The sequence below is a fragment of the Actinomyces faecalis genome, from assembly GCF_013184985.2.
Taxonomy (GTDB): domain Bacteria; phylum Actinomycetota; class Actinomycetes; order Actinomycetales; family Actinomycetaceae; genus Actinomyces; species Actinomyces faecalis.
Window position 1 is genome coordinate 1261322 of the sequence record NZ_CP063418.1, and the last position, 19033, is coordinate 1280354.

General features: G+C 68.1%; 16 protein-coding genes. 10 read left to right on the forward strand and 6 right to left on the reverse strand.

What is annotated here, in order from left to right:
* Positions 1-71 precede the first annotated feature (71 nt).
* Positions 72-2762, forward strand: coding sequence for an aconitate hydratase AcnA (gene acnA, locus HRL51_RS05380; RefSeq protein ID WP_172193118.1), 2691 nt, complete (start codon positions 72-74; stop codon positions 2760-2762).
* Positions 2763-2840: 78 nt separating this feature from the next.
* Here the strand turns inward: acnA and HRL51_RS05385 are convergent, their stop codons facing one another.
* Positions 2841-3428: a YbaK/EbsC family protein gene (locus HRL51_RS05385; protein ID WP_172193130.1), complete on the reverse strand. Its 588-nt coding sequence runs from the start codon at positions 3426-3428 to the stop codon at positions 2841-2843.
* Positions 3429-3785: 357 nt separating this feature from the next.
* Here HRL51_RS05385 and HRL51_RS05390 point away from each other — a divergent pair, with 357 nt between their 5' ends.
* On the forward strand, positions 3786-4244 hold the full coding sequence (locus tag HRL51_RS05390; protein ID WP_172120677.1) for a tRNA (cytidine(34)-2'-O)-methyltransferase: 459 nt from the start codon (positions 3786-3788) through the stop codon (positions 4242-4244).
* A 38-nt stretch (positions 4245-4282) separates the two neighbouring features.
* On the opposite strand, the gene HRL51_RS05395 is transcribed toward HRL51_RS05390, so the two are convergent.
* The gene (locus tag HRL51_RS05395) at positions 4283-5104 is read right to left on the reverse strand and encodes an SDR family oxidoreductase (RefSeq protein ID WP_172120676.1); all 822 of its coding nucleotides are present in this window, start codon (positions 5102-5104) and stop codon (positions 4283-4285) included.
* Complete coding sequence (locus HRL51_RS05400; protein WP_172193132.1) at positions 5101-5676, reverse strand: YbhB/YbcL family Raf kinase inhibitor-like protein; 576 nt, start codon at positions 5674-5676, stop codon at positions 5101-5103. Before HRL51_RS05400 ends, HRL51_RS05395 begins: the two co-directional genes overlap by 4 nt.
* Before the next feature lie 207 nt (positions 5677-5883).
* Here HRL51_RS05400 and HRL51_RS05405 point away from each other — a divergent pair, with 207 nt between their 5' ends.
* Positions 5884-6735 carry a hypothetical protein gene (locus HRL51_RS05405; RefSeq protein ID WP_172120674.1) on the forward strand — a complete coding sequence of 284 codons (852 nt, stop codon included), beginning with the start codon at positions 5884-5886 and terminating at the stop codon, positions 6733-6735.
* Positions 6732-8378: a DNA polymerase Y family protein gene (locus tag HRL51_RS05410; protein ID WP_172120673.1), complete on the forward strand. Its 1647-nt coding sequence runs from the start codon at positions 6732-6734 to the stop codon at positions 8376-8378. Before HRL51_RS05405 ends, HRL51_RS05410 begins: the two co-directional genes overlap by 4 nt.
* A gap of 21 nt (positions 8379-8399) precedes the next feature.
* On the opposite strand, the gene HRL51_RS05415 is transcribed toward HRL51_RS05410, so the two are convergent.
* On the reverse strand, positions 8400-9593 hold the full coding sequence (locus HRL51_RS05415; protein ID WP_172120672.1) for an ROK family transcriptional regulator: 1194 nt from the start codon (positions 9591-9593) through the stop codon (positions 8400-8402).
* 212 nt (positions 9594-9805) lie between these two features.
* Here HRL51_RS05415 and HRL51_RS05420 point away from each other — a divergent pair, with 212 nt between their 5' ends.
* The 5 genes from HRL51_RS05420 (at position 9806) to HRL51_RS05440 (ending at position 15891) form a co-directional block, all read left to right on the forward strand.
* Entirely contained in the window at positions 9806-11101 is a 1296-nt protein-coding gene (locus HRL51_RS05420) for an extracellular solute-binding protein (RefSeq protein ID WP_235954375.1), read from the forward strand.
* Between the two features lie 74 nt (positions 11102-11175).
* Positions 11176-12126 (forward strand): carbohydrate ABC transporter permease, encoded by a 951-nt coding sequence (locus HRL51_RS05425; protein WP_244960246.1) that lies wholly within the window; start codon positions 11176-11178, stop codon positions 12124-12126.
* The gene (locus tag HRL51_RS05430; protein ID WP_172120671.1) at positions 12123-13004 is read left to right on the forward strand and encodes a carbohydrate ABC transporter permease; all 882 of its coding nucleotides are present in this window, start codon (positions 12123-12125) and stop codon (positions 13002-13004) included. The genes HRL51_RS05425 and HRL51_RS05430 overlap by 4 nt, the downstream gene beginning before the upstream one ends.
* Positions 13005-13011: 7 nt before the next feature.
* Complete coding sequence (locus HRL51_RS05435; protein ID WP_172120670.1) at positions 13012-14313, forward strand: family 20 glycosylhydrolase; 1302 nt, start codon at positions 13012-13014, stop codon at positions 14311-14313.
* A gap of 33 nt (positions 14314-14346) precedes the next feature.
* The gene (locus HRL51_RS05440; protein ID WP_194256550.1) at positions 14347-15891 is read left to right on the forward strand and encodes a sulfatase family protein; all 1545 of its coding nucleotides are present in this window, start codon (positions 14347-14349) and stop codon (positions 15889-15891) included.
* 42 nt (positions 15892-15933) lie between these two features.
* On the opposite strand, the gene HRL51_RS05445 is transcribed toward HRL51_RS05440, so the two are convergent.
* Positions 15934-16671, reverse strand: a complete 738-nt coding sequence (locus HRL51_RS05445; RefSeq protein WP_172119960.1) for a phosphatase PAP2 family protein — start codon at positions 16669-16671, stop codon at positions 15934-15936.
* A gap of 150 nt (positions 16672-16821) precedes the next feature.
* On the opposite strand from HRL51_RS05445, the gene HRL51_RS05450 reads away from it, so the two are divergent.
* The gene (locus HRL51_RS05450) at positions 16822-17448 is read left to right on the forward strand and encodes a thymidine kinase (RefSeq protein ID WP_172119961.1); all 627 of its coding nucleotides are present in this window, start codon (positions 16822-16824) and stop codon (positions 17446-17448) included.
* Here the strand turns inward: HRL51_RS05450 and HRL51_RS05455 are convergent.
* Positions 17434-18927, reverse strand: coding sequence for an amino acid permease (locus HRL51_RS05455; RefSeq protein ID WP_172119962.1), 1494 nt, complete (start codon positions 18925-18927; stop codon positions 17434-17436). The genes HRL51_RS05450 and HRL51_RS05455 overlap by 15 nt on opposite strands.
* Between the last annotated feature and the right edge of the window lie 106 nt (positions 18928-19033).

Consider the following 19033-nt stretch of genomic DNA (forward strand, 5'->3'; position numbering starts at 1 on the left):
CCGTGGCCCGAGAGCCGGCGGCGGCGCACGACGCCGTCGTCGGCCTCCTCACCAGCGTGACAGGAGCGACGATGACGAGTCTCGACACCTTCCACTCCCGCTCGACCCTCCAGGTGGACGGGACGAGCTACGAGATCTACCGGCTGGACGCCGTACCGGGCCTGGAGCGGCTTCCCTACGCGCTCAAGGTCCTGGCCGAGAACGTGCTGCGCACGGAGGACGGCGCCAACGTGACGGCTGACCACGTGCGCGCGCTGGCTCAGTGGGACCCGGCGGCCGAGCCGAGCACCGAGATCCAGTTCACGCCTGCGCGCGTGGTCATGCAGGACTTCACGGGCGTGCCCTGCATCGTGGACCTGGCCACCATGCGTGAGGCCGTGGCCGAGCTGGGCGGGGACCCGAGCGTGATCAACCCGCTGGCCCCGGCCGAGATGGTCATCGACCACTCGGTCCAGATCGACTCCTTCGGACTGGCCAGCTCGCTGGAACGCAACAAGGAGCGCGAGTACGAGCGCAATTCCGAGCGCTACCAGTTCCTGCGCTGGGGGCAGGGGGCGCTGTCGAGCTTCCGCGTGGTCCCGCCGGGCACGGGGATCGTCCACCAGGTCAACATCGAGTACCTGGCACGCACCGTCTTCACCCGCAGCGTCAAGGACGACCAGGGCCACGAGGTCCTCCAGGCCTACCCGGACACCTGCGTGGGTACGGACTCCCATACCACGATGGTCAACGGCCTGGGCGTGCTGGGCTGGGGCGTGGGCGGTATCGAGGCTGAGGCCGCCATGCTGGGCCAGCCGGTGTCCATGCTCATTCCGCGCGTGGTCGGCTTCCGCCTGACCGGCGAGATCCCGGCCGGTGCCACGGCGACCGACGTCGTGCTCACCATCACCCAGATGCTGCGCCAGCACGGTGTGGTGGGCAAGTTCGTGGAGTTCTACGGTCAGGGCGTGGCGGCGGTGCCGCTGGCCAACCGCGCCACGATCGGCAACATGAGCCCGGAGTTCGGCTCGACCGCCGCGATCTTCCCCATCGACGACGTCACGCTGGACTACCTGCGGCTGACCGGTCGCGACGAGGCCCAGGTGCGGCTCGTCGAGGAGTACACCAAGGCCCAGGGCCTGTGGCACGACCCTGCGCGCGAGCCGGTCTACTCCGAGTACCTCGAGCTGGACCTGTCGACGGTGGTGCCCTCGATCGCCGGCCCCAAGCGTCCCCAGGACCGCATCGAGCTGTCCCGGGCCAAGGAGGCCTTCGCTCAGGTCCTGCCGACCTACGCCGACGCCCCCCACAAGCCCACCGCCGTCGTCCTGGCCGACGGCACCCGCACCGAGCTCGACCACGGGCACGTGGCGATCGCCTCGATCACCTCGTGCACGAACACCTCCAACCCCTCGGTCATGGTGGCGGCCGGCCTGCTGGCCCGCAACGCCGTGGCCAAGGGCCTGCGGAGCAAGCCGTGGGTCAAGACCTCCACGGCGCCGGGCTCCCAGGTGGTCACCGACTACTACGCCAAGGCCGGGCTGTGGCCGGCGCTCAACGAGCTGGGCTTCAACGTGGTGGGCTACGGCTGCGCCACCTGCATCGGCAACTCCGGGCCCCTGCCGGAGGAGGTGTCCCAGGCCGTGCAGGACGCTGACCTCGCCGTGGTCTCAGTGCTCTCGGGCAACCGCAACTTCGAGGGACGTATCAACCCCGACGTCAAGATGAACTACCTGGCCTCCCCGCCGCTGGTCATCGCCTACGCGCTGGCCGGGACCATGGACTTCGACTTCGCCACCCAGCCGCTCGGCCAGGACAGCGAGGGCACGGACGTCTTCCTCGCCGACATCTGGCCCGACCCGGCCGAGGTCCAGGCGACCATCGACGCCACGATCGACCGGGAGATGTTCACCTCCGGCTACGCTGACGTCTTCGCCGGCGACGAGCGCTGGCGCAGCCTGGAGACGCCGCGGGGGGAGACCTTTGCCTGGGACGAGGAGTCGACCTACGTGCGCAAGGCCCCCTTCTTCGAGGGACTGACCATGGAGCTGACCCCGGTGGAGGACATCGAGGGGGCCCGGGTGCTGGCCAAGCTAGGCGACTCGGTGACCACGGACCACATCTCACCTGCCGGTGCGATCAAGGCCGACTCGCCGGCGGGCCGTTACCTGGCTGAGCACGGGGTCGAGCGCAAGGACTTCAACTCCTACGGCTCGCGCCGAGGCAACCACGAGGTCATGATCCGGGGAACCTTCGCCAACATCCGCCTACGCAACCAGCTGCTCGACGGCGTCGAGGGCGGGTACACCCGCAACTTCCTCACCGGTGAGCAGGAGTCGATCTTTGACGCCTCTCAGGCCTACCAGGCGGCCGGGATCCCGCTGGTGGTGCTCGGTGGCAAGGAGTACGGCTCGGGATCATCGCGTGACTGGGCGGCCAAGGGGACCTCGCTGCTGGGGGTCAAGGCGGTCATCGCCGAGTCCTTCGAGCGCATCCACCGCTCGAACCTCATCGGCATGGGCGTGGTCCCGCTGCAGTACCCGGCTGGCGAGAGCGCCGAGAGCCTGGGGCTGGACGGTACCGAGACCTTCAGCGTCACAGGGCTCACGGCCCTCAACGACGGCGTGACACCCAGGACCGTCACGGTCCGTGCTGACAAGGGGGACGGACGCACCGTGGAGATCGAGGCCGTCGTGCGTATCGACACTCCTGGAGAGGCTGACTACTTCCGTCACGGCGGCATCCTGCAGTACGTCCTGCGCGGCCTGGCCGGCGAGCGGTAGCAGCCGGGGGTAGTCGGCGGCCCTCACCAGCATGTCTGGTGAGGGCCGCCGACTACCCCCGAAGCAGGGTCCCGGTCCTCAGCCTGGGGTGACGCCCAGGCCCGGCGTGACCTCCGCCGTCGGCAGGCTGGCCAGGAGCGTGCCGGGGACCAGCAGCTTGGAGGCCCTGACACCTGAGCCGATGAGGACCGTCTCGCGCGCCGCCACCTGGGCGTCCACCAGCAGGCGCCAGGAGGCAGGGAGCCCTAACGGTGTGATGCCGCCGTACTCCATCCCTGACATCTCCACGGCCTGCTCCTGGGGAAGGAAGGAGGCCTTGCGGACGTCCAGCAGCCTCTTGACCACGTGGTTGACGTCAGCGAGGTCGCTGGCCCTGACGACGCAGGCGGCTGTACGACGCTCGCCTGCCCGCTTGCCAGCCACGAGGACACAGTTACCCGTGGCCTCCGGGTCGAGGCGGAAGCGCTCGTTGAAGACGTCGGTGTCGCTGAGAGCGGGGTCGATCTCGCACACGCGGGCCTGACCGGCGAGCTCAGGCTGGGTCCGCTCCAGCGCTGTGAGGCACTCGGCCACGGCAGGGGCGAGCAGCTCAGGGTGATCCAGGGCGCGGAGCCATCCGACCTCCTCGCCCAGGACCACTGCGGGATCACGTCGTTCGTCACTCATCGGAGCTCCTTGTCGCGGGCAGGCCCGGCCAGGTACCGGGGCTGGCGACCGGCAGTCTAGGAGCCGGGGCCTTGCGCCTGGGCACAGGGCCAGGAAATGAAACGCGTGGTCGGCGGCATGGTCGCCGCCCACCGGGACACTCTGTTGCCCTCCCGTCCTGACCGGTGCTCGTGTCACGCGTGTCCAGGGCGGACGTGAGGGAGCGCGTGACGCCGTCATCACCCGCCCCACGATGAGCGAGGGGGCTCAGTATCGTCCTGGACTGCCTGGGCTGGTACGGGGTGGCCGGTCTGGTGCGAGCTGAGAGGCTCGCACCCCGGCGAGTGGTCGCGTGCCGCACGTGGCAGGATGTGCCACGTGCTGCACGTGATCTTTTTCGAGCCTCGTATCCCTGGCAACTCCGGCGCCGCCATCCGCCTGTCCGCCAACACCGGCTCAATGCTGCACCTGGTGGACCCGCTGTTCGACATGGATGACGCCAAGCTGCGTCGTGCCGGTCTGGACTATCACGACCTGGCGAGCACGCGGGTGCACGCCACCTGGCAGGAGTGCCTGGAGGAGGTGCCGGGGCGGGTCCTTGCCTTCACGGCCCACACCCCGCACCTGTACACCGAGGTCGAGTGGCGTGACGACGACGCGCTGCTGTTCGGTCCTGAGCCCACCGGCCTGCCTGAGGAGATCATGGCTGATCCCCGGGTCACCCAGCGGGTACGGATCCCGATGGTGGAGGGCAACCGCTCACTCAACCTGGCTAACTCGGCTGCTGTGGGGCTCTACGAGGCCTGGCGCTCACTGGGTTTCCCAGGAGGGCACTGAGATCGTCGGAGAGGACGGCCTCAGCACGTTTCAAGCCCCTAGAGCATCCCGGCGGGGCGGATGGACAGGTCCTCGACGCCGGCGTCCAGCGGGGTGTCGACGGCAAGGCGTACCGCGGCGGCGACAGAGGTGGCGGCCATGTGGTCCTTGGCGCGGTACCTGGCCCCCTTGCCCTTCTGGATCCGCTTCTGCATCGGGGTGTCCACCCGGCCCGGGTAGATCGTGGTGACGCGTACGCAGCCGCGTTCCTCCTCGCGCAAGGCCTCGGCCAGTGCCTTGAGCCCCTGCTTGGAGGCGCAGTACAGCGCCTGCTCGGGCCAGGTGTGCAGCCCGGCGCCGGAGTTCATCATGACGACCAGGCCCCGTGCGGAGCGCAGTGCCGGCAGGAGCAGGCTGGTCAGGTAGGCCACACTCACCAGATTCAGGTCAAGAACCTGGCGCCAGCGGGAGGGGTCGGTGTGCTCCACCGGGCCCGAGTGCTCAACGCCGGCGCAGTGGACCAGGACGTCCAGGCCCGTGACCTTGAGCGTGGCGACGGCCTCTGCGAGGGCTGCGTCGTCAGTCAGGTCGACGGCCAGGGTGCGCACCCCGGTCCCGTTCTCCTCGGACAGGACCATCGCCAGCTCGGTCAGGTCAGCCTCGCTGCGTGCGAGCAGGACGAGGTCGTGGTCCCGGGACAGGTCACGGGCCACGGCCAGGCCGATGCCGGAGGTCGCGCCGGTCACGAGGGCGAGGTGACGGCGCTGGTGGCGCCCGTGCGAGCCTCGGGTGGCCTGGGCGCCCGAGCGTGTGCCGGAACGTGTCCCGGTGCGGGAGGCGGGTAGGGAAGAGGCCTCGCTACGACGACGGGCTGTGCTCACAGTGCCTCCTTCAGGAAGGTGGTGGTGTCCTGCTCGCCGGGAACGGTGTAGGTCGCGGTCAGGACCGCGCGGGCGAGGCTGTGGTGAGACACCTGGCAGGCGACGGCGGAGGCTGAGGCCTCGTCGTCCAGACCCAGGGTGTCCACGTCCAGGGCGTGGACGGCAAAGACGTAGCGGTGCGCGCCGTCCCCGGCCGGAGGGCAGGGACCGGACCAGGCGTGGGGGCCGGCGTCGTTACGGACGTGGAAGGCGGCGCCGTCGAGCTGGAGGTCCGACTCTCCGGTGCCCTGGGGCAGGTGGGTGACGCTGGCGTCCAGGTCCACGACGGTCCAGTGCCAGAAGCCGGCAGGGCTGGGGGCGTCAGGGCCGAAGCAGGAGACGACGTAGGAGCGGGTTCCCTCCGGGGCTCCGGACCAGTGCAGCTCCGGAGAGACGTTCTCGCCGATCGCGGTCAGGCGCAGGTCCATCTCCTCGCCCTCGTGGAGGTCCTCGGAGGCCAGGGTGAATCCTTCCACCTGCGGTAGGTGGTCGTAAGGGAACGGGGGACGGCGGCGGCTGAGGTCTGCTGTCACGGGAACCTCCTGTGTGCTGTGTGGCTGGTGCAGGCACTGGTGGCCAGGGACTGGACGGGAGCGCAGGGCTGGTCCAGGCCGGGCACGGGCCACTGTAGACGGCAGGTGTGACAGAAACCTGGGTGGTGTCTGGGGACGTTTTTTCTGTCGCGGTGTCGCGCTACTCTTCCCCCACGACAGTGGACACGTGTTCGAAAGGAGTGTGTGATGCCTGTACCGGCTCAGAGGGCAGGGGCGGGGCAGCGTCTGGAGCGCGCCCGTCAGGCCCTGCAGGAGGCGGAGCGGCGTGCTGGCGTGAGCAGCGTGGGTGAGCGTGCGCTACGTCGTGCGGCCTCGGGGGCCGGTCGGGCTGCGTCGGCCTCCTCGGTGCAGGTGCCCGAGAGCCTGCCCCTGCTCGGAGCCTGGCAGGCCCTGGAGCGTGACCTGGATGCAGGATGGGGCGGGGTGCTCTGTCTGCGAGGGTCCCTCTGGCTCCTGCTGGCGCTGGCTGCGAGGAGGCAGGCGGCGCACGGGTGGTGCGCCGTCGTCGGGGGCCAGGACGTGGGGTGGTGCGCCGCTGCCGAGGCGGGGCTGGCCCTGGAACGGACTCTGGTGGTTCCTCTGAGTGAGACGGGTGCGGGTGCCCGTGGTGCTCTCCTGCCCGCTGTCCTCGGTGCCCTGGTTGACGGCGTTGAGGTAGTGGTCCTGACCTCCGGCTCGTGTGAGGGACTGAGGAGGGAGGCCCGGCGTGCCCTCCAGGCTCGGGCACGGGAGCGCGGTGTCCTGGTCCTGGCTCAGGGGGAGTGGGAGGGCGGGCGCCAGGTACAGGCTCACCTGACAGGTTGTGGTACCGGTGAGGTCGTTCGTGTCCTCCGGGAGCAGCCCTGTGCTGCTCAGGAGGTGCCGGCGGGGTACCTCACCGGTCTGGGCTGGCGGGTGCGTGACCCTCGTAGCGGCGCGGTGACAGGTCTGAGGCTCGGTCCGCAGGGGCTGTACGTGGAGGGAGCGGAAGCGCCAGGTCCTGAGGGTGGGACGCGGAGCAGGCCTGCCCTGGCCCTCATCGAGGGAGGGGCGTCGTGACCCGGACTCCTGCACCTCCACGCCTGGTGGCCGTCTGGGTCCCGGACTGGCCGGTTGCCGCGCTCAGCCTGGAGCTGCAGCGACGTCCTGGCACGCTCCCGGACCCTGCCGTGGCCCCTGTGGCCGTCGTCGGAGGCCATGGTGTGGTCTCGGCCTCTCCCCGTGCGCGATCTGCCGGGATCACGGTGGGGACGCGCCTGCGGCGGGCCAGGTCCTTGTGCCCCGAGCTTGTCGTCCTGCCCGCCCAGCCAGAGCGTGAGGCGCGAGGCTTTGAGCGGGTCATGCAGGCTGTGTCCACGGTCCTGGCCGACCCGGTCGTCGCTCGCCCCGGACTCGCTCTGTGCGGGGCGCGAGGACCGGCACGGTGGATGGGGAGCGAGGAGGAGGTCGCGGAGTCGCTGGTGGAGGCTGTGGTCCAGGAGACGGGGGTGGAGTGCCTGGTCGGTATCGCTGACTCTCTCCTGGGAGCCGTCCTGGCGGCCCGCAGCGGCGTCATCGTCCCTGCGGGCCAGGTGGCAGACTTTCTCGCGCCCTGGCCGATGTCTGCCGTCCTGTCAGCCCTGCCTACCAGGGATGAGCGGGAGGAGGCCCGCGAGCTGCTGGAGGCCCTCTCGCGACTCGGGATCCGGCGTCTGGGTGAGCTGGCTGAGCTCTCCGAGGCTGCTGTCTCGGCCCGCTTCGGCGTGGTGGGGCAGCGGGTCCACCGGCTGGCGAGCGGCGGCTCGTGGGCCGTTCCCCGCGGTACGCGGCCACAGGCGGACATCGAGGTCGTCGCCAACCTGGACCCGCCCGTGCACCGGGCTGACATGGCAGCCTTCGCGGCGCGTCATCTTGCTGAGAACCTGGTCAGTCAGCTCCTGGGACGAGGGCTGGCGGCAGGGCGGCTGCGTGTGGAGGCCGTTTGCGAGGACGGTGGGTGCCTCTCGCGGGAGTGGCTGCTGGAGGCGGCTCCGAGCGCTGCTGAGCTGACTGACCGGGTCCGCTGGCAGCTGGACGGGTGGATGAACGGGGGCGTGGACCAGCGGCCGGCCTCGGCCCTCGTCCGGCTCGTGCTGACGGCGATTGAGCTCAGTGCTGCCGGTAGCATGCAGGCTGGTCTGTGGCCTGGGCCGGACGAGGAGCCGAGACGCCGCGCTCACCGCGCGGCGCAGCGGGTGGAGTCGCTGCTCGGTGCGGGCGGGGTCCGGGTTCCGGTGGTGGTGCCTGGGCGTGACCCGCGCTCACGAGGACGTCTCCTCGCCTGGGGCGAGGCGGACCGCGACGTGCTGCGAGAAGCCGGGCGTGGGCGGGAGGCGGCGTGGGAAGGGAGGCTGCCGTCTCCCTCGCCGGCGCTCGTTCCGGCGTCTGCGGTCCCGGCCCGGTTACGTGATCGTCAGGGACAGGAGGTTCAGGTAGATGCTCAGGGGCAGCTGGGGGCGGATCCCCAGAGGCTGCAGGTGCTGGGAGACCTGGGAGCTGTCGGGGCCTCGGTGCAGGACGAGGTTGCCGTGCGTGCCTGGGCGGGGCCGTGGCCGGTGGACGAGGGGTGGTGGCAGGAGCAAGGTCCCTTCAGACGTGCCTACCTGCAGGTAGTTCCTGAGACAGGACCACCGCTTCTCCTCGTACGTTCTGGAGGGTGGTGGGTTGACGGGGTGTACTACTAGGTCGGGCCCGGGCGGGCAGGGCTAGCGTGAGCCCTCGACCAGCTGCGCGCACAGGCGGGTCATCGTGTCGCTGTCGTGGCGCAGGCTGTCGACGGCGGCCGCGGCTACCGTGACCGGGTCACCTGAGGCCTGGGCCTGTCGAACCCTCATCGTGGTGGAGACCAGGGGCAGGGTGTTGCGCTCCAGCGTCTCCAGCAGCTCCCGGGCCAGGAGCCCGTCAGGGCTTCCTACCTCGCCACCGATCACCATGAGTCCAGGGTCGAGGAGGTTAGCGAGATTGGCCAGCGCCAGGCCTGCCAGATGGCCTGCCTCGCGGAGGACCTGGGCGGTCGACGGGGCAAGGTCCTGCTCGTGCAGGGACAGGACCGTCGCGAGGTCCTCTGTCTCACCGGCCTCACGCAGCGCAGCCTCCAGGGCCGGGACGGAGACGTACTGCATCAGGCAGCCGTGGTTGCCGCAGGCGCACAGGCGACCTCCTGGTACGACGATGGTGTGGCCGAGCTCACCGCTGCCTCCGTTCGCCCCGCCCATGATGCGGCCGTTGGCTACGTACCCCATCGCGGCACCCTGGCTCAGGGTGACTGAGCAGGTCGAGTGCGGGGCGTGACCGTGGTGCTGGGTGTAGTCCAGGTGCTCGGTGTACCCGTAGAGCCGGGCGGTGTTCTGGATGACGACGGGGCAGCCCAGAGCCTGACTGGTGATCTTGAGGGGATTGACGCCGATCCAGGCCTGTGAGGCGGGAGAGGGGAAGACCCTGCCCGTGCGCGCGTCGCACTGGGTGGGGACGGCGACGTGGCACAGCAGCGGGGAGGCGACCTCGCCGGCCTGGAGGGACGGGGAGGTCGGCATCAGCTCCTTCAGCAGGGCTACGGCCTGAAGCAGCCTGCCACGAGCCTCTGCATCGGGTTCCGGGGCAGCCACCGCGCTGCGGGTGTCTCGGCCGTCCAGGCCTGCTACGCACACGCTCGTCTCGTGGTGGCCGATCACGATGGAGGCGAGCAGCCCGGCGCTGGCGGTCACGCGTACGGGAGGACGTCCGGAGTCGGGGTCACTGGGATCGGTCTCGACGAGACCCGCAGCCATGAGGGTCCTGGTGAGGTTGGAGGCGGTAGCGCGCGAGACCTGCAGGCGCCGTGCGAGCTCGGCGCGCTGGGTCGGGCCGTCGGTGACGAGGTACCTGAGCAGTCGTACCTCGTTGGACGTCAGTGGCAGCACGGACACCTCCTGTTTGTCTGGCGCCTGACCTGCTGGCACGCAGTCTAGCAAGAGCGTGACCTTGCGAGAGCAATTTAGTTCAAGGAAGTTACTTGCTTAAAGAAAGGTTGTTAAGAAACTTGACAACTTGGGGGGTGGGGGCCACACTTGTCACATGGTTGTCCGTGTTGGGCCGCCACAGCTCCTCACCTCGTACATGGAGAAGTACCGCAATGAAGCGCTCATCTTTCCTCAAGCTCTCCCTCGCCGCTGTTGCTGCCCCGGCCGTGCTGGCTGCCTGCTCAGGCGGAAACGAAGGCTCAGGCACGTCCTCCGGCTCAGCCTCCGACGCTGAGGGTCCCGTCCGCGTGTGGTTCATGCAGGACTCCATCTCGGACGAGGCCATCGCCTACCTGGAGTCGGAGTACGTCAAGGCCAACCCCGGCAAGGAGATCTCCATCGAGATCCAGCAGTGGGACGGCATCATCTCCAAGCTGCAGACCTCGCTGGCCTCAGACACGGAGGCTCCTGACATCGTCGAGACCGGCAACACCCAGTCCTCCGTCTTCACCTCGGTCGGTGCCTTCGCCCCGATCTCGGACGCGCTGTACGGCGACCTGGGTGGTGACAAGCTCATCCAGTCCTTTATCGAGGCCGGCACCTACGAGGGCAAGAGGTACGCCCTTCCGCTGTACGCCGGCGCACGCGGCATCTACTACCGCAAGGACCTCTTCGAGGCGGCCGGCATCGCTGAGCCCACCACGATCGACGAGCTGCACCAGGCCGTGATCGACCTGACCAAGGCCAACCCGGAGGGGACCGAGGGCTTTACCGGGATGTACCTGGCCGCCGTCGACATCCACGGCGTGGAGTCCTACCTCTTCGCCGCCGGCGGCGACTACGCCGTCAACGAGGGCGGGACCTGGAAGGGACAGCTGTCCAGCAAGGACAGCCAGGCCGCGCTGAAGCAGATCCAGGACATCTTCCTCAACGGCACCGCCTACGCCAACGACTCCACGGACGGTCAGAAGAACCTCCAGCAGCCCTTCAACGAGGGCAAGGTCGGGATCGTCATCGGAACCGGCAACATCGGGACCAAGATCAGCCAGGAGCTGTGGGACGCGGACAAGGTCGCCGTGATGCCCTTCCCGTCCACCACGCCGGGCAAGGTCGGTGCGACCTTCGCGGGCGGCTCCAGCGTCTCGGTGGCCGCCAAGGCGCTCCACCCCCAGGCTGCTCAGAGCGTCCTGGAGATCATCTACTCCCAGGGCTTCCAGGAGCTCATCGCAGCCAACGGGTGGACACCTGGCAACACCACCTACGCGGACAAGGTCACCGGTGCCTTCGGCGAGATCTCTGGCGAGGTCATCGAGGCCTCCAAGCTCACCCCGAACACCGCGGCCTGGGGCTCGATCATCGGCGACAACTCCCTGCAGGACTTCTTCAGCAAGATCGCCCGGGGCGACGACGTCGCGGCCCTGGCCAAGGAGCTGGACGCCAAGCTCGACACCGTTCTCAACAAGGCCTGACCACCACGGCACCGACGCGGTGGGCTGGTAGGTACCGGCCCACCGCGACGGCCGCCCGAAGAACGAGGACGACAGTGCACAACCTCTCTCGCACGCGCTCTGGAGCCGGCACAGGCCGGCTACGCCCGGCGCGGTTACGTCGGGGCTCGATCCCCTACCTGCTCATGGCACCTGGTATCCTCGCCGTCCTGGTGTCTGTCGGCTACCCGATGGTGCGTCAGCTGGTGATGTCCTTCCAGGAGTTCGGGCTGGCCCAGCAGTTCGGAGCGGCTCCCGAGTGGGTCGGTCTGGCGAACTACAAGGCGATTCTCACCGACGCCTACTTCTGGCAGGTCTTCGCCAAGTCCCTGGCCTTCTGCGCCTTCACCGCGGGATCGACGATGGTGCTGGCCGTCCTCCTGGCCGTCCTCCTCCTGCGCTCGGGAGCCACCGGTCGGGGAGTGCTCAACACCTCCCTCATCATCGTGTGGGGCATGCCGGCCCTGGCCTCGTTGACGGTCTGGCTGTGGCTGATCGATCCCCACTACGGTCCTGTCAACTACCTGCTCACGCGTCTGGGTCTGGACGTGGCCGGCCACAACTGGCTGTCAGGCTCTTACTGGACCTTCTTCCTCATCGCCTCGATGATCATTACCTGGGCGTCGGTGCCCCTGGCGACGATCTCGATCTATGCCGCGATGGCGCAGGTCCCTGGCGAGGTGCTGGAGGCCGCCAACATGGACGGTGCGCGTCAGCACCAGATCACCCGCTACGTCCTCATCCCGGCTGCAGGCCCGGTCATCGGCCTCATGGCAGTGCTGCAGGTGATCTGGGACCTGCGTGTCTTTACCCAGATCTACGTGCTGCAGCAGTCCGGCGGCGTGAGCACCGAGACCAACCTCCTGGGCACCTACGTCTACCAGCTGGGAATCTCGCAGGGGAACTACGGCGTCGCCTCTGCCCTGGCCATGGTCATCCTCATCCTGACGCTCCTGCTGTCCACCGGCTACCTGCGCATGCTGCTTCGAGGAGGAGACGTCCGATGAGCGCTGTTACCGTCTCTCCGGCTCGGTCCCGGTCCCGAGGCCGTTCAGCAACCAGGGGCGCCGAGCGGCGAGCGAGCCTGGGCGCGGTCGTCATCGCGCTGATCTGGCTCGTCCCGGTCTACTGGATGGTCAAGTCCGCCTTCGAGGCTGACGAGTCCCTCCTTGCCAGCCCTCCCCACCTGGTCATCCACGAGGGGACCCTGGCCCACTTCCGCCAGGTCCTGTCTGACCCCAGCTTCTGGGCGGCGATGCGGATGTCCCTGACGGTGGCGCTGGTGACGGTCGTGTTCGCCACGACCCTGGCGCTGCTGTTCTCCTTCTCGTTGTCGCGCTACCGCTTCCGGGGACGCATGGCGATGATCATCGCCGTCCTCGTGGTGCAGATGGTGCCGGCCGAGGCGCTGTTTATCTCCCAGTACCAGATGCTCAACTCCCTCAACCTCCTCAACTCGCCCATCGGTCTGGCCATGCTCTACATCGGCACGCACGTCCCCTTCATCACCTGGATGATGCGTGGCTACGTCGACGCCGTCCCCGTGGACCTGGAGGAGGCTGCCCAGATCGACGGATGCTCCAGGCTCACTGCCTTCTTCCGGATCACGCTGCCGCTGCTGCTGCCGGGTATCGTGGCCACCTCCGTCTTCGCCTTCCTCTTCGCCTGGAACGAGTACACCCTCGCTCTCATCGTCCTGTCCCGGAACACCTCCGTGACGCTGCCGATCTGGCTGCAGAGCTTCCAGGCCTCCGACCTCGGCTACACCGACTGGGGAGGCGTCATGGCCGGTGCCACGCTCATGGCGGTTCCCGTCATCATCATGTTCGTCATCATCCAGAAGCGTCTGGGGCAGTCCACCGTCGGCGGCGCCGTCAAGGGGTGAGGCAGAGATGAGAACGACGACACCGACCGGCCGCGTGACCTACGACTACCTTCCTGCGGGGCTTCCTGCGAGCCTGGTCAACGGGGCCGAGAGCGCCCGGCGCCTGGGCAGGAGCAGGGACGAGTCAGCGATGGGCTGGCGAGGGCTGCTGCTGGACTCCTCACGCACCTTCTGGACCGTCGACACGGTCCTGGAGGTCCTGGAACTGATGCACCGTTACGGGTTCAACCGTCTGCACTGGCACCTGACGGACAACTCAGGATGGCGCCTGGACGTCCCGGGCTACCCCCGTCTGACCGAGGTGGCGGCGCAGCAGCCGCGCCACGGCTTCGCGGAGTACACCAACGTCCCGCCCCGGGACCTGGTGCGGTACCAGGCCCGCGCACCCTTCCTCAACAACTGCGGCTTCTACACCGCCCAGGACGTGAGCCGCGTGGTCGAGCGGGCGCATGAGCTCGGGATCGAGGTCGTTCCGGAGATCGACCTCCCAGGCCACGCCGAGGCGACGATCAGTGCCTATCCCGAGCTGGGCAACCCCTCGACAGTGGGTGCTGACCTCAGCGGCTGGCCCGGTGCCAGGCGTGCTCGGGTGCGCAACGACCTCCTGTGGCCCAGCCAGCAGGCCTTTGACTTCATCACAGCCGCCCTGGAGACCGTCTGCGACCTCTTCCCGAGCCCGGTCATCCACGTGGGCGGGGACGAGTGCGACGTCGAGTACTGGGAGTCCAACCCCCAGGCGCAGGCGTGGATGGCGGCCCACGAGGTTCCTGACGGGCACGCTCTCCAGCAGGTCTTTATGCGCCGAGCTCATGAGGTCCTGGCCTCTCGCGGCCGGCGCGCCGGGGTGTGGGACGAGGCCGTCGAGGCCGGTCTGGACGGCGACGAGCTCGTCTTCGGCTGGCGTGAGGGCAAGGGGGTCAGCACCGCTGCCTCCAGCGGGCACCCCTGGGTGTTCTGCGACGCGGACCTGCTCTATCTCAACCGGGTCGCAGACCCTGACCCTCGTCATGACACCGCTCGCCCGGTGACGATGAACGGAGCGATCTCGGTCGAGGACATCCTGGGCCTGCCCCTGCCCGATGACGACCGGCTCCAGGGCATCCAGGCGGCCGCGTGGTGCGAGTTCATCACCGACCGTGCAGAGCTGCACCGTCAGCTCTTCCCACGCCTGCTGGCCGTGGCGGCCAAGGCCTTCTGGGGGCAGGAGGCTGAGCCGGAGGAGCTGGGTGAGCTGGTCCGGGACGAGTCCGTCGTCCTGGCGGCGGCCGGCTACGGCACGGCCCTGGCTGAGCCGCTGACCACATCCTGAACGCCGATCTTCTGCATCTGAGGACTGATCTTGATGGCACTGTCGTCAGCGCGCACCACACGTACTGGCAGCGAGAACGAGGACTCCAGGGCGCGTAATGTTTTGGTGTTGATGACTGATCAGCATCGTGTGGATACGATTGGGTGTCTGGGTAATCCTTTTGCTTGTACTCCGGTGCTTGATGGGTTGGGTCGGGAGGGGTTTGCTTTTACGCATGCGTTTACTCCGACGGCGATCTGTACTCCGGCTCGTGCGTCGTTGATGACGGGGACTCTGCCGATCCGTCATCAGGTGCTGGCGAATCCGGAGTGGAATATTGCTTACCGGACGGCGATCCCGTTGGGGGCGTGGACCTATACGCGTGAGCTGGCGGATCATGGTTACAACGTGGGGATCGTGGGTAAGTACCACTGTGGTGAGAATCTTCCGGGGGCGTTTGGGGCTGATGACGACACGTTCTGGGGGGCGGAGAACCCGGTTGCTAACGAGGAGTACGTGGCCTGGTTGGAGGACAAGGGTCTGCCGCCGGTGCGGGCGCACGACTTGTGGCGTGGCAGGTTGCCGGGGGGTAGGCCTGGTCATGTGATCGCTGCGCGGCTGGATCAGCCTGAGGAGGCGACGTTTGAGCGGTTCCTGGCGGACCGGGCGATTGAGAGGCTGCGTCAGTACGCGGGGCAGTGGAGGGAGGAGGGTCGTCCGTTCTGTCTTGACGTGCACTTCTTTGGGCCTCATCTGCCTTACTTCCTGCCTGATGAGTGGTTTGACCTGATTGATCCGGGTGTGGTGGTGCTGCCGGAGAGCTTTGGTGACTCGCTTGTTGGTAAGCCTCCGATTCAGTCGAATTACGCGACCTACTGGTCTACCTCGTCGTTCAGTAACGAGCAGTGGAGGAAGCTGGTCGCTGTGTACTGGGGGTACGTGGCGATGATTGACTTTGAGATCGGGCGGATCCTGGACGTGGCTCGTGAGCTGGGTGTGCTGGAGGACACGGCGGTGTTCTTTACTGCTGACCATGGTGAGTTCACTGGTGCGCACCGGATGAATGACAAGGGTCCGGCGATGTATGACGATATCTATAACGTGCCTTTTATCGCTCGGGTTCCTGGGGTGTCGAGGGTGGGGCGGTCGGACGCGTTCGTGTCGTTGATTGACCTGCCTGCCACGATCATGGAGATCGCGGGGCTGGATCCTGCTCTGGTGCGTGACGGGCGGTCGATCCTGGAGCTGACGCGGGGGCAGGAGGCTAGTGGGTGGCGTCAGGACATTGTGTGTGAGTTCCATGGTCACCACTTTCCTCTTCAGCAGAGGATGCTGCGGACTCGTGAGTACAAGCTGGTGGTGTCTCCGGAGTCGGTCAACGAGCTGTACGACCTGCGTCGTGATCCTAGTGAGATGACGAATGTGTATACCTCGCCGGTCTATGACCAGGTGCGTCGTGAGCTGGCCACTGAGCTGTATCGTCAGCTGCGTGAGCGTGGGGACCACTCCTTTGCTAAGTGGATGGCCGCGATGACCGACTTCGACGTTCCCCTGTCAGGCACCGCCCGCTCAGACCTCGACGACGTCGTCACCACCTAACAACCCTGCTCTCCTCTCTTATCCTGGTAGGGACGGCTGTACTCACCTTGGCTGCGCTCGTGCTGGCCTGAGCCGTCCGGTCCAGAGCACGAGGAGCGCTGCCAGGCAGAGCCAGGCCACTGCGAGCGACCAGCCCGCCAGGACGTCGGTGAGCCAGTGGTAGGCGAGGTAGACGCGGGACAGGCCAACCGTTCCTGCCATGAGGACCGCCAGGGCCCCAGCCAGGATCCTGCGCTGTAGCGAGACCTGGGAGAAGACGACGAAGCCCGCGAGCGTTCCGGCCATGACGGCTGAGTTGAAGGAGTGCCCGGAGGGGAAGGAGAAGGTGGAGGCCGGGTCTCCCAGGAGAAGCTCGATGGAGGGGCGCTGGCGGGCGAAGAGCAGCTTGAGCACCACCGTGACGAGGGAGGAGGAGGCCATCGCAGCCACGAGCACCACGGCGTGGCGCCGGCGGCCCGTCCACACGAAGGCGACCGCGGCCACGACGGTGATGACCGTCAGGCTCAGTGCCCCACCCAGGTGCGTGGCGATCCACGCCAGGTCGGTCAGCCACCCCCTGCGCGAGGCGACCATCCAGCCGGTCACGGACGGGTCGTAGGTCGACAGGTCGTCACCCTTGACCGCTCCGTCGGCGAGCACGGCAAAGGCTGCCAGCGCGATGGCGGCCCCGGCCGCGAGCACCGGGGCGAGGGAGCGCGGGGGCCTGCGGGCAGCGACCGCCGGGTCCTGGCGCGCGGGCGTGGAGCGTGCGGCGTGCTGGCGGGGTGGCTGGCCGGTCATGGCTCGCGATCCTCACGGACCGTCCTGGACGCTTCCTGAAAGCGTGGCCGGCACGGTGACCGGCCAGAGGAGGTACCTGGCCGGGTAGCATCCCTCCCGGTGCCTGCCCGGCATGCTCCACGGCGCTCATCAGGACGGAGACGCAGATCCATGGCCAAGCTCTACTTCCGCTACGGCGCGATGAACTCCGGCAAGACCACGGGCCTGCTCCAGACCGCCTACAACTACGAGGAGCGCGACCAGAAGGTCGTTCTCATCAAGGCCGGGATCGACACCAAGGGTGATGACACCGTGGTCTCACGCCTCGGGGTGGCCCGGAAGGTGGACCTGCTCGTCTCGCCCGAGGACGACGTCCGCCTCCTGGTACGCCGCCTGGCGCTGGGGGAGCGGGCGGCCGACCCGGCGGCTGCGGCCCGCCAGGGTGTGGACTGCGTGCTCGTGGACGAGGCACAGTTCCTCACCCCGGAGCAGGTGGACCAGCTCATGGAGCTGGTGCTCGTGGACGACCTTCCGGTCCTGGCCTACGGCATCCGCACCGACTTCCGCACCGTGAGCTTTCCTGGCTCCCGTCGCCTGATGGAGGTGGCGCACTCCCTGGAGGAGCTCAAGACCATCTGCCGCTGCGGGCGCAAGGCGATCTTCAACGCTCGCAAGGTCGGCGACCACTTCGTCTTCGACGGTGCCCAGATCGCGATCGACGGTGCGGACGTGACGTACGAGTCCCTGTGCGGCAAGTGCTACCTGGAGGCCGGTGGCAGCCTGTCAGCCACGGCCTAGCTGCGCCGTCGCCGGGTCGACGGTGGGGGCCTTGGTGACGAGCTTGTGTCCCCACCACAGGGCGAAGAAGACCGGGATCCCGACGTAGGGCAGCAGGATCTCGCTGAATGAGGCACCTGAGACCACCGGCTCATAGGCCTGGCCGGCGATGATCGCCAGGCAGGCCACGAGCGCGACCACGGCTCCGGCGGGGAAGAAGCGTGCCCGGTAGGGCAGCTCGTCCAGGCTGTGCCCCTGCGCCTTGAAGGCGGCACGGAACCTCCAGTGGCACCAGGAGATCCCGGCCCAGGTGATGAAGCCGGCCAGCGCTGAGACCGTGAGAAGGAACTCGTAGGCGCGGCCGTCTCCCACCAGTGAGGTGATGAAGCCGGCCAGCCCCACCAGGGTCGTGGCCACCAACGCGTTCATCGGAACCTGGTGGCGCGAGAGCCTGCGCAGGAACTGGGGCGCCTGACCGTTCTCGGCCAGGGCGAAGAGCATCCGGGTCGAGGCGTACAGGCCCGAGGTGCCGGCCGAGAGCACCGAAGTGAGGATGATGGCGTTCATGATGCTTGCGGCCCCCAGGATCCCGGCTTTGGAGAAGACCAGGGTAAAAGGGCTGACGGCGATGTTGGTCTCTGAGGAGGACAGAAGGTTGGGGTCGGTATAGGGGATGAGGAAGCCGATGACGGCGATGGCGCCGATGTAGAACAGCAGGATGCGCCAGAAGATGGTGCGGATCGCGCGCGGGATCGTGGTCTCGGGGTGCTCGGCCTCGCCTGCCGCGGTGCCGATGAGCTCGGTGCCCTGGAAGGAGTAGCCGGCCACGAGCAGGACGATGAGGATGCCCTTGGGGCCGTCGACGAAGGGGGCGGCGCCGTCGGTCCACGCGGCGGTACCGGGGGAGTCACCGAGGATCCCGGCGATCATGAGCACGCCCAGCACGAGGAAGACGATGACGGCGGTGACCTTGATCGCCGCGAACCAGAACTCGCCCTCACCGTAGGCGCGTGCGGACAGGGCGTTGAGGACGAAGAGCACGAGCAGGAACAGGGCTGACCACACGATCGAGGGGGTGTGGGGAAACCAGTACTTCATCACCAGCGCGGCGGCCACGAGCTCGGCTGCCATGGTGATGGCCCAGTTGAACCAGTAGTTCCAGCCGATGGCGAAGCCGAAGGACGGGGAGACGAACCGGGTGCCGTACTCGCCGAAGGAGCCGGCCACGGGCAGGTAGGCGGCCATCTCGCCCAGGGACTGCATGATGAGCCAGACCATGATTCCTACCGCTGCGTAGGCCACGAGCGCCCCGCCCGGACCCGCCTGGGAGATCGTCGCGCCCGAGGCCACGAACAGCCCCGTACCGATCGCCCCGCCGATGGCGATCATCGTCAGGTGCCGCGAGCGCAGGGAGCGGCGCAGCCCCTCGCTGCTGGTGCTGGCGTCGGTGGAGGGAGGTGTGGTCGGTGCCGTGGTGGCGGGTGAGGGCTGGTCGGGCATGAGGACCTCATGATGGGGGACGGTGGGCCGACGGCGGTGCGTGCGCAGGCCTGTCAGGTGCTGGGCCTACCGTAGCGGTCTGCCGGTGAGGGCTCGTACACGGTTC

What these genes read in the sequence shown, in the direction of transcription:
- acnA (WP_172193118.1), top strand. Translation starts at nt 72, where the DNA reads ATGACGAGTCTCGACACCTTCCACTCCCGCTCGACCCTCCAGGTGGAC.
- HRL51_RS05385 (WP_172193130.1), bottom strand. Translation starts at nt 3,428, where the DNA reads ATGAGTGACGAACGACGTGATCCCGCAGTGGTCCTGGGCGAGGAGGTC.
- HRL51_RS05405 (WP_172120674.1), top strand. Translation starts at nt 5,884, where the DNA reads ATGCCTGTACCGGCTCAGAGGGCAGGGGCGGGGCAGCGTCTGGAGCGC.
- HRL51_RS05420 (WP_235954375.1), top strand. Translation starts at nt 9,806, where the DNA reads ATGAAGCGCTCATCTTTCCTCAAGCTCTCCCTCGCCGCTGTTGCTGCC.
- HRL51_RS05430 (WP_172120671.1), top strand. Translation starts at nt 12,123, where the DNA reads ATGAGCGCTGTTACCGTCTCTCCGGCTCGGTCCCGGTCCCGAGGCCGT.
- HRL51_RS05435 (WP_172120670.1), top strand. Translation starts at nt 13,012, where the DNA reads ATGAGAACGACGACACCGACCGGCCGCGTGACCTACGACTACCTTCCT.
- HRL51_RS05440 (WP_194256550.1), top strand. Translation starts at nt 14,347, where the DNA reads ATGGCACTGTCGTCAGCGCGCACCACACGTACTGGCAGCGAGAACGAG.
- HRL51_RS05445 (WP_172119960.1), bottom strand. Translation starts at nt 16,671, where the DNA reads ATGACCGGCCAGCCACCCCGCCAGCACGCCGCACGCTCCACGCCCGCG.
- HRL51_RS05450 (WP_172119961.1), top strand. Translation starts at nt 16,822, where the DNA reads ATGGCCAAGCTCTACTTCCGCTACGGCGCGATGAACTCCGGCAAGACC.
- HRL51_RS05455 (WP_172119962.1), bottom strand. Translation starts at nt 18,927, where the DNA reads ATGCCCGACCAGCCCTCACCCGCCACCACGGCACCGACCACACCTCCC.